This is a genomic window from Methylocystis sp. (assembly GCF_051061225.1).
Taxonomy (GTDB): domain Bacteria; phylum Pseudomonadota; class Alphaproteobacteria; order Rhizobiales; family Beijerinckiaceae; genus Methylocystis.
On the sequence record NZ_JBPFEB010000077.1, the window covers coordinates 1 to 17,806 of the forward strand.

General features: G+C 60.5%; 15 protein-coding genes and 4 pseudogenes. 3 read left to right on the plus strand and 16 right to left on the minus strand.

Features of this window, described 5'->3' with window-relative positions; genetic code table 11:
• The 9 genes and pseudogenes from tnpB (ACR652_RS13965) to ACR652_RS14005 form a co-directional block, all read right to left on the minus strand.
• A partial coding sequence (gene tnpB, locus ACR652_RS13965) for an IS66 family insertion sequence element accessory protein TnpB (protein WP_434507090.1) occupies positions 1-195 on the minus strand: 195 nt, incomplete at its 3' end.
• Positions 192-623: an IS66-like element accessory protein TnpA gene (gene tnpA, locus ACR652_RS13970; protein WP_434507091.1), complete on the minus strand. Its 432-nt coding sequence runs from the start codon at positions 621-623 to the stop codon at positions 192-194. The genes tnpB (ACR652_RS13965) and tnpA (ACR652_RS13970), both read right to left, overlap by 4 nt.
• A gap of 76 nt (positions 624-699) precedes the next feature.
• Positions 700-1,194, minus strand: a pseudogene (locus ACR652_RS13975) (IS66 family transposase zinc-finger binding domain-containing protein); the annotation flags it as partial.
• 67 nt (positions 1,195-1,261) lie between these two features.
• On the minus strand, positions 1,262-1,609 hold the full coding sequence (tnpB, locus tag ACR652_RS13980) for an IS66 family insertion sequence element accessory protein TnpB (RefSeq protein WP_434507092.1): 348 nt from the start codon (positions 1,607-1,609) through the stop codon (positions 1,262-1,264).
• Complete coding sequence (gene tnpA / locus ACR652_RS13985; protein ID WP_434507093.1) at positions 1,606-1,983, minus strand: IS66-like element accessory protein TnpA; 378 nt, start codon at positions 1,981-1,983, stop codon at positions 1,606-1,608. The genes tnpB (ACR652_RS13980) and tnpA (ACR652_RS13985) overlap by 4 nt, the downstream gene beginning before the upstream one ends.
• A 326-nt stretch (positions 1,984-2,309) precedes the next feature.
• Positions 2,310-4,208: a prolyl oligopeptidase family serine peptidase gene (locus tag ACR652_RS13990; protein WP_434507094.1), complete on the minus strand. Its 1,899-nt coding sequence runs from the start codon at positions 4,206-4,208 to the stop codon at positions 2,310-2,312.
• Positions 4,209-4,269: 61 nt separating this feature from the next.
• Complete coding sequence (locus ACR652_RS13995) at positions 4,270-5,814, minus strand: flavin monoamine oxidase family protein (protein WP_434507095.1); 1,545 nt, start codon at positions 5,812-5,814, stop codon at positions 4,270-4,272.
• Between the two features lie 46 nt (positions 5,815-5,860).
• Positions 5,861-6,334, minus strand: coding sequence for a RidA family protein (locus ACR652_RS14000; protein WP_434507096.1), 474 nt, complete (start codon positions 6,332-6,334; stop codon positions 5,861-5,863).
• Positions 6,335-6,690: 356 nt separating this feature from the next.
• Positions 6,691-6,872: pseudogene (locus ACR652_RS14005) on the minus strand (transposase); the annotation flags it as partial.
• A gap of 446 nt (positions 6,873-7,318) precedes the next feature.
• On the opposite strand from ACR652_RS14005, the pseudogene ACR652_RS14010 reads away from it, so the two are divergent.
• Positions 7,319-7,774, plus strand: a pseudogene (locus ACR652_RS14010) (integrase core domain-containing protein); the annotation flags it as partial.
• Positions 7,775-7,998: 224 nt separating this feature from the next.
• Here ACR652_RS14010 and ACR652_RS14015 read toward each other — a convergent pair.
• From ACR652_RS14015 to ACR652_RS14035, 5 genes are all read right to left on the minus strand, one after another.
• Positions 7,999-8,802 carry a hypothetical protein gene (locus tag ACR652_RS14015; RefSeq protein WP_434507097.1) on the minus strand — a complete coding sequence of 268 codons (804 nt, stop codon included), beginning with the start codon at positions 8,800-8,802 and terminating at the stop codon, positions 7,999-8,001.
• A 65-nt stretch (positions 8,803-8,867) separates the two neighbouring features.
• The gene (locus ACR652_RS14020; protein WP_434507098.1) at positions 8,868-9,191 is read right to left on the minus strand and encodes a hypothetical protein; all 324 of its coding nucleotides are present in this window, start codon (positions 9,189-9,191) and stop codon (positions 8,868-8,870) included.
• A gap of 845 nt (positions 9,192-10,036) precedes the next feature.
• A complete protein-coding gene (locus ACR652_RS14025) occupies positions 10,037-10,699 on the minus strand; it encodes a TolC family protein (RefSeq protein WP_434507099.1) in 663 nt (220 codons plus the stop codon).
• 70 nt (positions 10,700-10,769) lie between these two features.
• Positions 10,770-11,390, minus strand: a complete 621-nt coding sequence (locus tag ACR652_RS14030; protein WP_434507100.1) for an RES family NAD+ phosphorylase — start codon at positions 11,388-11,390, stop codon at positions 10,770-10,772.
• Positions 11,391-12,155 (minus strand): XRE family transcriptional regulator, encoded by a 765-nt coding sequence (locus ACR652_RS14035; RefSeq protein WP_434507101.1) that lies wholly within the window; start codon positions 12,153-12,155, stop codon positions 11,391-11,393.
• 215 nt (positions 12,156-12,370) lie between these two features.
• Between ACR652_RS14035 and ACR652_RS14040 the strand changes: the two genes are divergently transcribed.
• Together ACR652_RS14040 and ACR652_RS14045 are read left to right on the plus strand one after the other, a co-directional pair.
• Positions 12,371-13,738 (plus strand): hypothetical protein, encoded by a 1,368-nt coding sequence (locus tag ACR652_RS14040; protein ID WP_434507102.1) that lies wholly within the window; start codon positions 12,371-12,373, stop codon positions 13,736-13,738.
• Positions 13,739-13,909: 171 nt separating this feature from the next.
• Positions 13,910-15,028: an IS630 family transposase gene (locus ACR652_RS14045; RefSeq protein ID WP_434507103.1), complete on the plus strand. Its 1,119-nt coding sequence runs from the start codon at positions 13,910-13,912 to the stop codon at positions 15,026-15,028.
• Between the two features lie 707 nt (positions 15,029-15,735).
• Here the strand turns inward: ACR652_RS14045 and ACR652_RS14050 are convergent.
• Together ACR652_RS14050 and ACR652_RS14055 are read right to left on the minus strand one after the other, a co-directional pair.
• The gene (locus tag ACR652_RS14050) at positions 15,736-17,577 is read right to left on the minus strand and encodes a hypothetical protein (protein WP_434507104.1); all 1,842 of its coding nucleotides are present in this window, start codon (positions 17,575-17,577) and stop codon (positions 15,736-15,738) included.
• Positions 17,578-17,679: 102 nt separating this feature from the next.
• Positions 17,680-17,806, minus strand: a pseudogene (locus ACR652_RS14055) (IS5/IS1182 family transposase); the annotation flags it as partial.

Consider the following 17,806-nt stretch of genomic DNA (forward strand, 5'->3'; position numbering starts at 1 on the left):
GCAGACGCCTGTGCCGTCCCAGTAGACCAATTTGATCCGATCGGCGCGCTTGGCGCGGAAAACGTAGATGGCGCCGTCGAAAGGGTCCGCTCTTATCGTTTCGCGCACCAAGGCGGCGAGACCTTCGGCGCCCTTGCGAAAGTCCACGGGCTTCGTCGCCACCATCACGCGCACCGCGCCAGTCGGGCCGATCATGGCCGGGCTTTCAATACGTCGATAATGGCCGTGACCATGTCGAGATCGGCGTCGCGCCAGATCCAGACGCTCGCGCCATCAACGTCGAGTTCGATCACATGCGGCCGGACCGCAACCGCCTTGCGCTCCGGCGGCAGCGCCGCCGGCGCTGTCCCTCGCGGTTCAACAACGACCGGCGCGAAGGGAACTCCATCGGCAGCCGCCGCCTTTTCGCGTGCTTCGCGCCGCCAGGTGAACAATTGCTGCGGGCTCAAACCCCGCCGCCGCGCAACTTGCGAGACAACCACGCCCGGCTGCAACGATTCCTCTACGGCTTCCGCCTTCTCATCATCCGACCATCGGCGCCGGCGTTCCCCGCCGCCGGTGATCACTTCAATGCGCTGGACAGTCTCCCCTTTAGGGTCAAGCGGATGATTAAGTCTGGACACAAGCCTTACCTCCTGCGGGAGATCAGACTCGCAGCTGTCGCGCCAGTTTTGAAGGTGAGGTCAGAACATCGCTAACGGAGAACTTCTCGCGCACATGCTGGATCACCTTCCATTGGCGCGGAACGACATCGAGCGTCTCGGTCACGTCCTCGCCCAGTTTGGACAGGCGCGTTCCGCCGCAGCAGGCGCATGACGTCGGCCCCGGCAGCACGACGCGCTCGCGCGGCAGATTCGCGGGAAACGGCCGGCGCGACGGCTTCCTTCTGGAGAAGGCGCGAACCTCCGTCGTCTGCGCCGCACCGGCCGTTCCTTCGGCGGCGCGTTCGTCCTCGGCCGCGCCGGTCTCAAGTTCTTCGAGTTCGAGCTCCATCTGCTCGAGCAGCCGCGCCTTGCGCTCGCTGCGCGCGCCATAGAGTTCGCGACGCAGCTTCTCGATCGAGAGCTGCAAATGCGCGATCAGTGCAGCCGCATTCGAGGCGCTCGCTCGCGCCTGCGCCAGCTCCGCGTCTCTCACGCGCAAGAGCGCCTTCAGGCTCTCGACATCATCAGGGAAAGAATCAGCGGCGCTCATCGTCGATGATCGAATCACAAGCGTGCGTAGCCGCAAGGCCTGTCCGCACCCATCCCGCAGAAAATTTTCAGCCCGCCGCCTCGGGACGCCATGTATATTGCGGCGCCCGCCAATCGATCCCCGACAGTAGATAACCGAGCTGCGCCGCGCTGATCGTCACGGCCCCCGTCGACGCCTGAGGCCACAGGAACCGACCGCGTTCCAGGCGCTTTGCAAAAAGACACTGACCTTGGCCATCATGCCAGAGAATCTTGATCAGATCGCCGCGCCGGCCCCGGAACACGAACAGATGGCCGCCGCTCGGATTGCGGCGCAGCGTCTCCTGCACGATCAACGACAGGCTCGCATAGCCCTTGCGCATGTCTGTGTGACCAGTGACGATCCAGACCCGCGCATCGGGCGCAACCGGGATCATCGCCGCAACGCCTTGATAACCCGCACCAGCGCCGCGGTCTCGACATCGGCGCCGACGACGATCTTCTCGCCGCCAGGGAGCGCGATCTCCATGCGTCCAGGCGCCTCCGGCGACGTCCCGAGCGCCAACGGCAACGACGGCGCAATCGTCACCGGCAAAATCGACGGCGCTGCGTTCGCTTCGCTCTCCGTCGCGGCGAGCTGTCGCCGCCAGGTGAACAGCAGATTGGCGTTGAGCCCGTAACGCCGTGCAACCTCCGCCACCGACGCGCCGTCCGAGAAACTCTCCGCGACAATGCGGCGCTTCTCTTCCTTCTTCCAATAACGCCGCCGCCGCTCAGCGCCCGCGACCCCGCCCTCATCTTCTTCGGTCATTCACGATAGTGTCCATTACCAATAGTGGACACGAACCGCGCGCCACCGCGCGAGACTATCGCCGACGTCAAACCCAGCCGCCAGACGGCCTACGGCGGAGGGTTACAGCGGATCGGCAAATATGCGCTGATCGACCATCGGCGTTACAAACACACCAAGATCAAAACTACCTCGGCCGCGTTGCGTGCCGATTCCCACGAAGGCACCCCGGATATCGCAAGATGGCTCCCGAATTCCGAGATACCGCCTCCGTCGACGCGCTCGCGCAGTTAGATTTCCGGGCAAGACGTAATGTCAGCTCGCGTCGCGAACGGCCACACGCTGGCTCAGTACCGCAGTCCGCTCTTGGTCAGGACGACCGCATAAAAGTCTAGCTCGGCGTCGAGGGCGCGGCGAATTGTATCTGATTTTCGGAAGCCATGCTGTTCGCCTGCGAACATGATCAGGCCGAAGAGCTTCCCATTTGCAAGGAGGGCATCCGCCATTAGCTGGGTCTGGCTGGGTGGCACAACAGGGTCATCCTCGCCCTGGAGGAAGGCGACAGGGGCGCTGATCTTGTCGGCGAAATACACCGGCGAACGCTCTCGATATCGATCCCTGGCCTCGGGATAGGGCCCAATGAGCCAGAATGGATACTTGGCCTCGAACTTGTGCGTGTCACGGAGGAGTGCCTCAAGGTCGCTGATGCCATATAGGCTCGTGCCGGCCTGAAAAACGTTTCTGAAAGCGAGCGCACAAAGGGCTGTGTAGCCCCCGGCACTCCCGCCACTGATCGCCATCCTCCCGCCGTCAACCCGCCCTGCGTTCGAAAGGTACTGTGCAGCACCCACGGCGTCATCCAGATCGACGACGCCCCATTTTTCTTTCAGCCGATTTCGATACTCTGTGCCGTATCCGGTGCTACCTCCGTAGTTCACGTCAACCACCGCGTAGCCTCGGCTCGTCCAGAATTGCGTGTTCAGATTGAGCGCCGCGGTGGTTGCCGCCGTCGGGCCACCGTGGGCTTTCACCACGAGGGGAGGCAGCTCATTGACGTCTGGCTTGAAGTCGTCGTTTTTGGGCGGGTAGAAGAGGGCGAATGCTTTCTTACCATTGGCCGTCGGGAACTCGATTGACTCCGGCAGCGAGACGTATTTTGGGTCGATGCTCACGCTGCTAGATGCCTTGATGACCGTATGGCGGCCAGTGCTGAGATCGAGCTTGACGACGGCGGTCGGGAGGTCGGGTGCCCCGGCGATCACGATAGCGCGATCGCCCTCAGCTACAAGGTCAAATATGGCCGAGTAAGGAATGTTGATCGGAGTCAGCTTTCCCCCTTTGATGTCGATCAACCCAAGTTTCCAGAAACCATTTTCCACGTAGCTAGAGACGATCCCGCAAGCGCCGAAGCCGTAGGTCGCTGACCCGAGGGTCCAAAGCGGTCGGCCGAATTCGGCTTGCATCTCAAGGACGGGCTCGACGACAGAGCCTGTCCAACGGTGAATGTTCCACCAGCCCTTCGGGTCGGACACAAAGTGGAGAACGCCGTCCGGCGACCACTCCGGCTGGTACACAGATTCACTGCCCCCGCCCGCGATCTTCTTTGAATCGGCGATTGTCCCGTCCTCGGCGACTTGACCCACCCAGAGCTCGGCCCCATCCCAAGGCATATGGGGGTGATTCCACGACATCCAAGCGATGCTATTTCCATCGGGACTTAACCGCGGCGTGGCATAAAAATCCGCTCCTGTCACCAGCGGCGTTACATGTCCGCCCGCCCCGAGATCGACTCGCGCAAGGTAATTTTGCGGTTCGTGACCGTCCTTGGAATGGTCCTCGCAGACGGTGACGATCTGCCGCCTCGCTCGGTCGTACACGCCATCGGCGAACCGGAGGCCGGCGACATTTGTGGCTCGGGTCGGGATCCCGGCTGCATCTGGCTGCTGGTACAGCATCTGGTCGTCGAACTGGGTGAAGTAGACGGCGTCCTCCCCGAGCAGGTAGGCACCGCCCCCATATTCGTGCACCCGACTGCGAGCGTTGAACGGGGCGGGGTTAACGTCCACGATGCCCCCCGCCGCCCGATGGCGCACGACGACGTTGCGCCCCCGCTCAGTGGGGCGCGACTCGACCCAAAAGGTTTCATCGCCGCGAACCCTAAGTTGGCTGAGGCCGATCGTCTCCGCGACAATCAGATCGGACGTGATCGGAGAACGCCACGCGCCAAACCCGAGCAGTTTTGTCATGTCCGCCCCCTTTTGTTGGGTAACGAAGGGATTTTTTACCGAAAGTTTGTAACCGCCCCTCTCACGAAGCAACGATTTCCTCTACCGCCTGCAGCGCGGAGGTGACGGCGCCCTCGATCCACGCTTGATCCAACGACGTATGTTCGCCGGCAAAGTACACATTCCCTTCATGTAATTTGGCCTCTTTGTGAAGGCCAATTCGGTCACCCGGCCGCATAAAGGCAAACGCTCCCGCGTTATGGGAGTACTGATCCCAGAACATCGACACCTCTTCGTCAACGTACTGATCGATTTCCGGATGGAACCGTTTAATGAAGGCGATAACAGCCCTAGCGCGAGGGGAAAGAGTACCAGCTGGATCACTCCTCCCCGATAGGGCACCAAGGCGTCGTGCCTCCTGCTCCCAACTGTAGGATCCGAGCAAGACGCCAGGGTTTGCATCTGCCCTCTTCTCCGCTTCCTCGATATCCAGTCGGTTCGGCTGCAAGCCACCCCACCAGCTCGATACGCCGACCTCTTCCGCCTTTCTGACGTGGTCGGACGGATAGTAGGTTGCCCTAATGACCTGATCTGACTGGGAGGCCCCCCCAAATATGCCGTAATTTGATTCCCAAAACCGCTCCTTGCAGTGAAGCAAGACTTTAGTAGCGGAGGCGTAGCTCATCGTCCGAATGGTCAGCATCTTTTGGGGGCTGAAGGGCGGATCGATATCGATGTGTCGTAACACCGAGAAAGGGATAGTGCTTAGAACGATGTCGCAGGAAACAGGCTGAGGCGGCTTCCCATCTGTGGATACCGCGAGATCGACTTTGTCGCCCTTGTTATAGATACCGACGACCCGGGCGTTTAGCTCGATCTTCGCCTTGAGTAGCTTGGCGAGACCTTTTGGTAGTTCGTGCGTCCCACCGACGATTTCCTCGAGCCCTTTCCACGGTTCGAGAGCCTGCTCCCGCAAAAACACCGTCACAGCCCGGTCCCACCACGGTTCGAGGCCGGTCGTCGCCCCGATTAGCTCCTTGCCGTCGTCCCCGGCCCGCTGGTCGAGATACTCGCCGAGCGACATGCGGTCCAGCGCTCTCAGTCGGTCTATCGTCACCTCACCATGAGCGAGTTGCTGCAACTCCTCATCATGCAAAGAGTCGATAAGCTCTTGAAGATGACGGTCAAAGATGGCCGGGGCTACGGGGTAAGTGATTTCTTTCGTATTCAGACGGAACTTCGGGTAGATTGTCTCCTTTGCATTGTACATCCGCGACTGAACGCCGCGGATATCATAAAAGCATTTGAGCCCCTCGTCTCCGTGCGAGCTTATAAACTTCCGAAGGTTGAGACCCAACTTACAGATGTAGTGCCGGACATAGTGGTGGTTCGCAGGGATCCGCATCGCACCCAGCTCACCGTATGTCCCGTCCGAAAATGTGTGTGTGAACACGCGGCCTCCAACCCTGCCGCTCGATTCCAGGAGCCGAACGGTGTGACCTAGGGTCTCAAGTTCCAGCGCCGCCACTAGGCCGGCCATGCCCGCACCGAGAATCGTCACTTTCTTCCTGGGCCGCCCTTGGTCTTTGTCTAGTATGCGATTCAGGTCCCCTTCGACTTTAGACATGGCCAAGCCTTTCGTTTGAGACTTCCCTAGAAGATCCACCCCTCTCTCAGGCTAGTTCGACGGTCATGCTCGCCTCGACCGCCATGTTGAAGGGAAGTTCACTGGCCCCGAAAGCCATGCGAGCGGGCTTACCTTCCTCCCCGAAGATCGACACAAGCAGGTCAGAACACCCGTTTACAACAAACGACTGGGCGGTGAAGCTAGGAGCGCTGTTGACCGCACCCACGACCTGCAGGATTTGTTTGACTCTGTCGAGAGTTCCGATGCCGTTGCGGAGTGAGACTAGCAAGTTCAATCCCACAAGCCGAGCGGCTGCGTACCCCTCCTCCTTGGTCAGATCCCTTCCGACTTTGCCTACATAATCAAACTCGGGCGGCTTCTTCATGCGATTCGGCCCGTGTCCAGCAAGCCAGACGAGGTTTCCAGCCAATCGGACTGACACGAAAGAAAGATCCGGCGGGGGCGGCATCAGCTCAGGGATCTCTTTGCCCAGCGCAAGAAACTTTATATCCGCAGACATTGTGCTCCCTCCGAAATCAGCTGTCTCCGAAGGTCGTAGGCTTTGACCCCGAAGTTCGTAACGCAAGCCGGCGACCCGTCGGCCGTCAATTCAATCTCGTGCGATCTGTGACCGATGGCTACCCGACCGATCTCGTCGCCGGCGCGAATCAAAAAATCCGACTGTCGAGCCGCTTGCCTTAACAGAGACTGGCCGCTTTGCGGCTTAGGGTCAGCCCCGTTGCATTATGTGTTGGAACTGCGTGACACAGTCCGAATCGTTTCATGCTATTCGATCAGGCGGCGAGGTCAATCAGTCCGATCGGAATTCCTTCACAAAGGCTTCTGTCCGTCGAAGCAGCATGGTGATCTTACCGGGAATCCGAGAAAGTAGCTGCCCTTGTGCAGTTTCGGGATGGTTAGCTCCACGGCGCCGCGCGCGTCTCCCAGGGCCGATCACGGTAGCCGTTGTGCCGGGCGAGACCGCCTGGGCTTTTCTCGCCAAGGGCCGCCCCGGTCAAGGTGCCGATCTCCAGCTCCACCAGCCGTTCCGTGGCGAAGAGGTCAACGAGCGCGGCGCCCGGGCCGGATCATTCCGTTACAGGGGGCGGCATCATTCCGGAATTCAGGGGCGGCATTATCCAGTTAGAGACGGGCATCGTCGTCGGAATCGGCAGTCGATGGACAAAACGCGGATCAGGTCCTCCGCCCCACGGGATCACGCACGGAGCCGCTCTCATCCCGCCAAATGCAAGACCAATGCGATGAACCCCCGCCTTGCCGAGATTGCGCGGAAATTTTGCACCCCGCGCGCATGCCGTGCTCCTGCTCGACCAAGCCGGCCGACAAGCCGGACGTTCCCGCCAACGTCACTATCATGCCGCTGTCCAAATGTCCGGAACTCAATCCACAGGAAAACGTCTGGCGGCTCCTGCGTGACAATCGCCTCTCAAATCGGGTGTACAAATGTTACGATGACATCGTTAATTGACCTGCCACTGCCAAGTCAATTTCGGGCCGTCGCGTCGCGCGGGAGCTCACGGCGCTGATCGGCAGGCGCGGCACGCCCGGAACGATCATTATGGCACGGAGTCTACCTCGAACGCCATGCTCTCCTGCTCAGAGGAGCATCGGATCGTCTGGCGTTTCATCGCCCCAGGCAAGCCCATGCAGAACTGCCTTTGCGAGAGCTTCAATGGGCGGATGCGCGACGAACTCCTAAACGAAACGCTGTTTCTCGGGCTGGATCACGCCCGAAACAAGATCGCCGCCGGGGTCGATGACTACAATCACCGGCGACCGCATTCGGCGCTCGCCTACCTGACCCCGGCGGCCTACGCCGCCTCGCTTCGCGCAACATGCAATCGGCTGCGCAACCCCGACCGGCTCCGCCGATCGCATGTTGCTCACATCGCGCCTCACGGCGTAAAAATCGCCGGGGGCTCCAATCGCAGCTGGATGAAACTTCAGCGGCAGGTCAGATTTCTGTCAGCCCGGCAATGCCTTCTTCTGCGCCCCCCTTTCGACGTCTCAAGCTCATCCACTTCCCACTTCCGATCGCCGACCACACGGCCGCGCCAGTGTTCCGCCCGGCGTGTAAAATGCGCCAGACCTTGGGCCATCACGGGACATTCGCCGCGAGGCCGATGGCGGACCTGCTGGCCTCAACTCCAAGGAATCGCTCGTTCAAATGGAGGTGGGTGCAGGCGGCTCGCCGCTGTCCGCTATCGCGACCCTCGCCGCCTCCTCCATCCGCAAGTGGAGCTCTCGAAAATTGAGCTTGCCAGAGCGAGTCTTGACATACTCGTCGAACAGTTGCCTGACCACATCCGGCCTCTCAGAGATCTCTGCATGATCAGTGGCAGCACGCGAAATATCCTGGCCACGCTGCCAGAGATCAAACCATAGATCACGCATCTTCGCATCGACATGGAGGCAATGAGGTGTCGCGGCGACCATTGCCGACTGTGCTGTCTTCAGGCTCTCGTCGTCCCACTCAGTAAGTGCGATCGTCCGCAGTGTGTGAAAGTAGACTGTGGCGCTTCCGAAAAGTTGGCGATATGCAATTTGGCTTGCATCAAGTGCGATCTTGAGACGGGCGAGCGATTCGTCTGACGAAGACTTGACCTGAGCCAAGGACTTGTCGATTTCGCCCTTCATCTCTGCCAGCGCGGTGTTCGCGGCAACATTGAACTCCGCCAAGTGCCGAGATATGGCTGCGTTGAACTCTGCTACCTGGCTGGCCGTGCCGGCTTGTCGGGTTGCCCCGTAGACGGATGCGAGGCCGGTCAGCCCCGTTCCGATGACCCCTATCAGGGCAGCAATGGCCAACTTGGCGAAGTCGTCGTGACCGACGGCCGCAGCAGACGCCGGCACCGGTTGAACGCCCCCAACCGAACCCGCTGTGTAGACTGTGTAGAGGAGAAACGCCGCACACGCACTTCCAGCCATGATGTAGAGGACGAGACCAAGTCCGAGTAACCAGTCCATCACGCCCGATCGCGGCCGATGCGGTGGCTGTGCCGAAGGCGGTAGGGCCATTGCGGTCTTCACCATCACTTCCTGCGACAGTGACCCTTGATGCACCGGCACGCGTTATCGATGCAGTCGACGTCGCCCTGACAGCTTCCGCCGCAGGCTTGCATAGCGAGTACACCCGCTTCCTCCACGCGATCGGGGACCCAGCGATAACAATCGAGCTTTTGCTTGCCCGGATTGGCGAAGTCGTTGGCAAGTTCGTCGAACCGTCTTTGGGTGATACGCGGCACGAAGATCTGCTCATAGACCCCGCTTGGATCGACGAACCAGTAAATGCCTGTGCCCTGTTCATCGGCCGCCACGCCGTCCAAGGTCTCCTTTCGCGTGATATTTTCGGCCATAGATTCCTCCAGCATCAAAATATGCAAACGCCAGAAACTTATACCTTACGTCAATTTTCCGCCATGCCTCTCTTGGTGAGAGGGGAACAGCGCAGAGTCAATTTTCAGCGCCGAAATTTACTTGAGTTGTCCAGCGCCCTGCCCTCCTCCATGCGACCTGGAGCCACTTGGCCTCGGCCTTGACGGTGAAAGATTGTACACGGCAGCCTGCGAAGGCTCGGTCTCCGTGTCTGCCGCGAGTGGCGCGCTCAAGGACCTCATCCATCGCCCAGGGGCATATGCGCTGCCCGACGCGTTCCTCAGCGGCGGAGCAGCGGGGATTGACGACGGACGAGAACGGCAGCAAGCGACGGCGAAAAACACCGCCAAAACTACGCTGTTGCCGCCGTTTGTATCCCTCACTCCCACTCGATTATGAATATTTCCCGTAAGCAATTGATATAGCAAGCATACTCTTGCTAGACGCGCCACAAATACCGACGGGCATGCCGTCAAAAATAAACGCTCTTGATTTCAAAGGCAAAAACGGCCGGAAATTTTTCTTAGGTTTCAGCATCTATCGGCATCTTCCGGACAAATTTTGCGCCTTCAGCTCGCCGTCGTCCATGCACACCCGGTAGCTGAAATATACCGTCAGCAACATGTAGACGTGCCTCACCATTCGACATGGGCCGCACGCTGTACCGTGATTTACCGATAGTACACGCGTCGTCCGTGATCAATGCGCCACTTACAGAGGGCCCAAGTTCAATCTGGAATGTTGCGGCAATTGCCGGACCTTCCGGGGCCTGACTTTTAGAATGCCGCGACCCGACACCATGCCGCAGGCTTCAAAGGCAGGTACGCTATCGCCCGTCGGGCGTATCGACGCCGAGCCAATTGGTTTTCACCTGCTCGAAATGGATGCCAGGATCATGTAGGGCGACGTCGCGCTGCAATTCCTGCGCTGAGAGGCGGCCAATCGAGCCAAGCACCGCATATGAGGCGACGACGCGGTCGCGTTGCGACGTCACCAAACTCACGCGCGCATTGAGCAGCGCCTGCTGCGCATTGAGCACGTGTAGTGTCGTGCGCTGGCCGATCTTCGCCTCTTCACGCACGCCGGTGAGCTCGGTTTCCGCCGCTTTCACCGCCGCGCGGCTGGAGATGATCGAGGCTCTGGCGGTTTCGAGCAGTCCGTAGCTTGACAACACGCTTGTACACACGCTGTCGCGCTGCAAATCAGCGTTGAGCCGGTCTTGGCTCAATTGCTCTTTTGCCTGACGGATCGAGGCATATTCCGAGCCGCCCTGATATAGCGGCACATTGAGCTGAGCGAAGGCGGCGGCGGAGAATTGGCGCGATCCCGGAACGCCCAGGAAGGAATCCCATTGCTGGGAAACCTGGGCGTTCACTGACAGAGTGGGAGCCAAAGCGCTCTCGGCGACCCTCACCGCGAATTCCACCGCATCGGCCTGATGCAGCGCCGCGACGACGCCCGGATGTTCGACGTGCGCAATCTCGCCCATCCATTCTCCTGTCGATGGCCCCTTGGTGGCGGATGCCTCACTCACCAGCTCGCCCCCAGCGCCGGGCCGATCAGGGATCCGGCACGACGATGCTGACCTTCAGGTCGTTCAGCACCGTCCCCAGCCCGGGAGCGGCAATCAGCTTCATCTTTCGGAGTGCCCGCAGCTTGACGATGGCCCGATCGAAGACGGCCAGGTTGGTGTGGCCATTGAGGCGCGACGGATAGATAATGCCGTCCGGTTGCGCCGGGTGCTCATGGAAGGCCATCGACCATGCCCGGGCAAGCGTCTGGCTGGACGCTTTCGAGACATCGGTCGGAACACCCATCACGATGGCGCCCTCCTCGCGCAGATCGACCATCTTCAGCGGGGCCGTGACCTCGATCTCGGCATAGCGCCGTGCGTGCAGTTCCGACTCCTCCATGGGCAGATCGCCGATCCCGCCATCACGCTGATCACGGAGCACCGCCTCCAGAAAGCAGACCTTCACGGTGTCCCCGAGATAGAGGACGCCGAAACGGTTCGCGGCAACGCGCCGACGCGGATCGATGAACCGGCTCGGCGTCTTGCCGAAGCCAAGAGGGTCCGGATACCGACCCAAGTAGATGCGGCCGAACCGCTGGCCGGCTGGCACGCCATAAAGCTGGAGGCCCGCACCCGCGAAGCCTTTGGGCGGGAGAACCTTCGCCATTTACCGAATGTCTCTCCCGACGCTCTCGGCGGTCTCCAGGGCGGCCTTGACCTTCCCCTGCTCCAGCGCCTCGCGCCCGGTCAGACCGTCGAGTTCGCCATGCGGCTGCACCAGGAAGCGGTAGACCGCCCAGGGCCCGCCCAGCCGCTCGTGCAGCACCCCAAGCTCGGCGTAGGGCTTCCCCTCGGCGTCGAGTTGCCAGACCGGGAAGCGGAAGCCGCGCTTCGCCCCATCGAGGCCCAAGATCTGACCGCTCTGCCGCTTCGTGTTCACCGTCACGCGCGTCGTGCCGAGCAACTTAGCGAACGCATCCGCGCTCAGCATGTCGTCGCCGCCGAGGATCTCGGCCGCCCGCAGGCGACCGCGTTCCCGCGCGGCGGCGAGCGCCGCTCCCAGCTCGGCATCCGGCGCACCAGCCTCCTCCATCACCAGCCTGGGCGCAGCGGCCACGTCTTCCACCGGCGTCAGGACCGTCTCGCCTTCAGGGTCCACCTCAACGCGAAAGCTGACCGGCCGACCAGCCGTGCGGCTCTTGGTGATCGCATCGCCATAGACCTGCAGGAGCGCCTTCATCCGCTTGGGACTGCTCGTGAGCGCCTTGGACGCTATATCCGAAACCTTCAGCTTGAAGCCGGTAGCCCCTTTCGGCAGAGCCTGATCCGGGCCGACGAAAAAGGCCGTCGTGATACCGGCTGACCTCCCGGCCGTTCGGGCCCGCCGGCCCGCGCCCCTGTGAATGCCCGGCTTTGATTTTGGAGCTGCCATAGTCCAACCTCCGTTGGAGCACATATGGCAAAGATCGATAAGTTCGTCAAGTTCGTAAACCACCCACTGGGCGGCTCGCCTCGTGAAGAAGCATGTCACGAAGACGGCGCTGCTCGACGACGCCCCCGGAGCGAGTTCATTCACGAATTGAAGACACCAACGCAGATCGGGTTTAATGCTCGGCAAATCCTAAACATCACTCTAGGAAGGCTGCCGTGGACGCCGGTTTCATAGATCTCGACATACTGCTCACAAGAATCCGAAACGGGCAATCAAAGGTCTATTTTCTAGATGCGGTGAAAGCCTACAAGGCAGGCGCGCTGCGCGCCTCCCTGACTTCCGCATGGGTCGCACTCGTCTACGATCTTATCGCCAAGTACCGCGAACTGAGTGTCATGGGCGACGCAGCCGCTATCACCTTCATTACTTCGTGGGACGCCGCCACCGCCACAAATGATGTGAAGAAGTTACTTCAACTTGAAGCGGGCATTCTGGAAGACGCGACGGCCAACACACAGGTCGTCAATGGCATAGCGCGGACACACCTGGAGCGCCTTCGCGAGGACCGACACCTTTGCGCCCATCCCGCATTCTCGGCGGAAGCTCAGTTGTTCGAGCCCTCACCCGAACTGGTGCGGCTTCACCTTGTCAATGTTGTCGACCTCGTCCTGGCGCAGGAACCCTTGCAGGGCAGAGCGATCTTCGACCTCTATGACGCCGACGTTCAATCCCCTGGCTTTCCAACGACTCACGCGAAAATCCTCGACTATGTCGAACAGCGCTACCTTGCCCGCATCCGCCCCCAAAACATCCAGAACTTCGGCTTGGTCTTAGCGAAATCGCTCCTGAAGGGTGTGCCGCCCCAGTGGGAGCCACAGCAGCGAAAGATCATCTCCTCTCTGGTCGCAGTACGCGAACGCGCCCCTCAGGCGTGGCCGAACATTTTTTTTGCCATTGCCAGGCTGCTCGACACCCTAGATCCAGCAAGCCGACCTCGCGCGATCGCCTTCATCGCTGCCTTTCCGGATTTCTGGCAGCAGTTGCAGGAACCGACGAGGACGGCACTGCAAGCGACTGTCGACAACGCCAACCCAGCGACCCTTACCGATTATCGGATCCTCGCCGGTGTGACTGTAGCTCCCTTCCGGGCCGGGCTGCTCGCGGTGATCGCCGGTCTCAATCGCGATCGTCTTGCCGCCGCCGTTGCCGCCCGGGCGCTCGCAGACCTCTGGCCTCGAGCAGTCGAGATGTATCAAGGATCGGGAGGCTGGCGCGAATCGGAGGCGAATTTCCGCGATCTGATCGCGCCGTTCACTGGCCGCCTCAACAGCCAGCAGCTTGACCAGCTTCTCGATGCCATCATCGACAACGGCCAGAACTGGGATGCCGCCGATACGGACACGCTCCTGCTCGGCCTGCTCCGCAACACGACGCCTGCGGACAGACCGAGCGCCGACGCGCGCAATCGCTTCTACCAGCATATCCGTCGCAGGCACCGGACCGCCAAATACGAGGACGTTCTTACCTTCCTTCAATCGGACGGGTGGGCGCTGCCCCCGCCCGAGCCGGAGCCCGAACACTAAGTCAGCCTAGACGGCAGGCGACCCATTCTCATGCTTTTGTGCTTCATAACCTTCGCTGTCATTCGCGTACTATCGAAGGATAAAACTACGCTAGTGTCCCGTTTCAGAAATTACTAGCCAGAGGCTTGGTGCTCTGATTCAGTGCTCCGGATGATGAGCCGGAGTGCGGTGATGAAGGGGCCTAAAGCAAGCGAGATCAAGCTTTCGTCTGAGGAAAGAGAAACGCTTGAGCGCTATATGCGCCGTCGAAAGAGCGGGCGCTCCATTGCGCAACGCGCCGAAATCATCCTGCGCGCGGCTGCAGGGGAGAATAATTGCGAGATTGCACGGGCTGTCCAGGCGACACGACAAACGGTGCGCGTGTGGCGGGAGCGCTTTGCGAAACGGCGCTTGCATGGTCTTGACGACGAACCCAGATGCGGCGCGCCGCGGAAGATCGGCGATGATCGCATTGAAGCGGTCATTACCAAAACCCTTGAAGAGAAACCTGCCAATTCGACCCACTGGAGCACACGCGATATGGCCAGGGCGGCGGGCATATCGGCCTCCTCGGTTCATCGCGTCTGGCGGGCCTTCTCGCTCCAACCGCATCGCGTCGATACGTTCAAGCTGTCGGCGGACCCTCAGTTCATTGAGAAGGTGAGGGACATCGTCGGCCTTTACCTCGACCCGCCCGACAAGGCGCTCGTGATCTGCGTTGACGAAAAGAGCCAGATCCAGGCCCTTGACCGGACCCAGCCGCTTTTGCCCATGCGCCCCGGCCAGGCCGAGCGCCGCAGCCATGATTATGAACGCCACGGCACGACGACGCTATTTGCCGGCTTCATTGCGGCGGCAACCGCAAAAACGCCGGTGAAGCCAGGAACCGTCATCGGTCAGTGCATGCCGCGCCATCGGGCGAGCGAGTTTCGAAAGTTTCTCGACGAGGTTGAGCGTAATGTTCCTGACGGCCTTGATATCCATGTCGTTACGGACAACGCCTCGACCCACAAAACCAGGCTGATCCGTGATTGGTTCGCCAAACGGCCGCGATGGCATATGCACTTCACGCCGACATCGTCGTCCTGGCTCAACCAGGTCGAGCGATTTTTCGCCCTGCTCACAGACAAACAGCTCAAACGCAGCGCCCATACATCCGTTAAAGCGCTGGTGGCCGACATCCAGACTTTCATCGATCGGCACAACACTGACCCCAAGCCGCTACGATGGACAAAATCTGCCGATGATATACTCGCCTCCATCGAACGCTTCTGTCGGCGGACGCTCGAAATCCATGCTCCGGCTGGATAGGAACTTCTGAATCAGGACACTAGGCTATCCCAATCTATCCTGCTGTATCCCCCCTCACTCCCACTCAATTGCGCCAAGCCTAGTTAGGTTATTGATCCAAATGGGTTTTTTCTTGCTTGCCGTGCAAGAAGCCGACCCGCGGGCCGTCAAAAAGTTACGGTGCCGATTTTAAAGGGAAATTCCCCTGGAAATTTTTTTGCAGCGTTTCGACATCTATCGGTGCCGATCGCCCCCCAAAGAGGGTGCTGCCGGCCAAGCGATGCGCCCTCGGCCCCCACAAAAGTACCGTCATCCTATAGCAGAGTCTACTTTAACGCGCGAGCCTGTCGGTCCCAGCCCGCCGCTCCGCCACCACCCCCTCCGGAGGGGTCCGCCGATGTCCGGTGTATCTTTTCTCTCTAGAATCAGATTCTTATCTAGTCATTGGCCCCGTTGCTATCCGCTCGTTTCCGGTGCGGCGTGTGGTTCCAAACGTGGACCTGGCACCTCGAAAACGTGGACCTGGAGATGAACGACAATGCTCAGCGACATGAAGGTTAGCGCCGCCAAGCCGCGCGCAAAGGAGTATCTCAGGAAGCATCGCGACGGGACCCAGGCCAAACTGCTAACGGTGTAGTGGAGACGTACTGATGCGCCGCGGCACCGAGAGGCTTCCTGATCCGGGGCGTCGCTCTCGGTCAGGGTTCGCCTGAGGCGGGTGATACTTATTAAGACGCAATGACGGCTCGCGCTTGAATCATCCACCCTGCCAAGGCCATGGCGTCTCCCCCTGTTGCTTGACAGGCATCCTGCAAGCTCGCGGGGATCGGACCTTTGACCAGATGGGCGCGCACCCGAATGCCCTGCTCCGTCATGGCGGTTGCATCGAACTGGGCGCCTTCTCCGTCCCCGAATAACCAGATTTCTTTCTCTCCGGCCATCTGGCTCAGATGGGAGACAGCGCTCTCGAACGCCGCTGTGTGGTTGGTTCCGCCCCCGCTCGCGGCGAGGAGGGGCGACGCCAGATAGTCGCTGACGGAACGCTGCTCGATCCAACTGTCCGCGAAGCTTGCCACCAGCGAGCCGCGCCGATCAATCTGTGGATCTTCGGTGAGCGCCTTCGCAGCAGCTGACGCGATGAGCGCGCGATGTTTTTCGGTCGAGCCGGAGACGTCGGCCAGGACAACGACCGCCTTGCTCGGTAACGACACACCGATTTCCTTGGCCGCCGTGGCCAGAGCGTGGTGCAGGGCCATTGAGCCCGCCGGGCGCAATCCGTTGAAGATGAGCACCGAGCGGCCGTTTGTCAGAGTGTCGACTGAAGCTTGCTCGGGAAAGTAGCTTGCGACCATGCTTATCTGCGCGTCGAAGGCATCCGCATATCGCAGGCAGACTTCGGCTAGGTCCTTGAAGGTGTAGGTCTCGCCCATTTTAGGATCGATGATCGCCAGCCAGCGTCCCGTGGACCGGTCGCGGAGCGCGATGTCCGGCATGTTTGCGCGATCCGCTCCCTTCTCAAAATACTGATAGAATAGGTCAATCCAGCGGTCGCCGATCGCAAAGGCGATGGCGGGCTTCGGATCGCGAGTATATTTGAGGGTCCAGCGGCCATTGCTGACGCGATCGAGCGTGTCGATGCGCTCGCTTGCGTCCACGAAGGTCATGCAGACTGAGCAAAGCACCCAGAGCTCGTAGATGCGCCAGCGCTCCTTCCAGAGCGCGAGCGCCATAGCCTCGAGCACTTCGGATCCGGCCGCGTCCATCTTGAGCGCTTGCCTTGCGAGGCACTCGATCTCGCCGATCGCCTGCGCGATGCGCCTTCCTCGGCGTTCGTCGAGACGTTTCGGCGGACCACCATAGCCGGGAGAAGAAGCCTTGCCTTCGATCTGCCGCAGAGCCGACTGCACTTGCCCGGCCATTTGCTGCAGTGGCTGGTTGACTGCATCGGCGGCGGCGTGGTCGGTCATGAGTGTTTCGACACGCTGCCGGGCGCGCGCGAAAGCGTCCCGGACCTCGCGCATCACCTTGATGTCCAACGGGTGGACCTCCTGCGTTCTCCTCCGCATCATGTCGGCACGGTGGTGCCAGATCGGAAGCCCGGTTTGATGGCCGAAGTCACGCATTTGCCGGCCGACGCTGCTATCGCGCGTCACGAAGCTCGGACGCGCGTCTCTCGCCAGTGCGGAGACCTCACGCTTGATAAGTGCTAGCTGTTTGTCGATATCGGGCACCGTTTGATTGACCCAGGTGGCAGCCACCAGGAGCAGGCTTCGGATTTGCGGACCGAACGCGATGCTGACGTCTTTGCCATCCTGGCTCGCAACGATGAACTCGACATTGCCCTTGAGCGACGCTTCGATCCGGTCGAGAAAGCCAGCGATCTCGGCCGCCATCGCCACGAAGGCGCTGCGCTGCTGGACGATCCAGTTGAGAAGTTCGGACGCCGTGAAACGATCTCCGAGCTCGTCGCGACTTGTGTCCATTGCCGAAAGGAAGGCAGCCTGCTCGTCGGGATCGAACAGATCGAAGACAGCACGCGGCGATGCCGACAAGGATTGGCCGAGCTTCATTAAGATCTGTGTTCCCCGTTTGTTGCCTGTGTGTTCACTCGGCACTCCACGTGATGGGCGATCATCGATGGTGTGAATGCTACCACGTTCTAGGGTCAGGACTCATTGATTGAGGTAGAAGGCGACGGCTGCTGCGATGCAGATCGCGGAGAAGAAGGTGTGAGCACATCTGTCGTAGCGGGTTGAGATGCGTCGCCAGTCCTTGAGTTTGGCGAAGAGGTTTTCGATT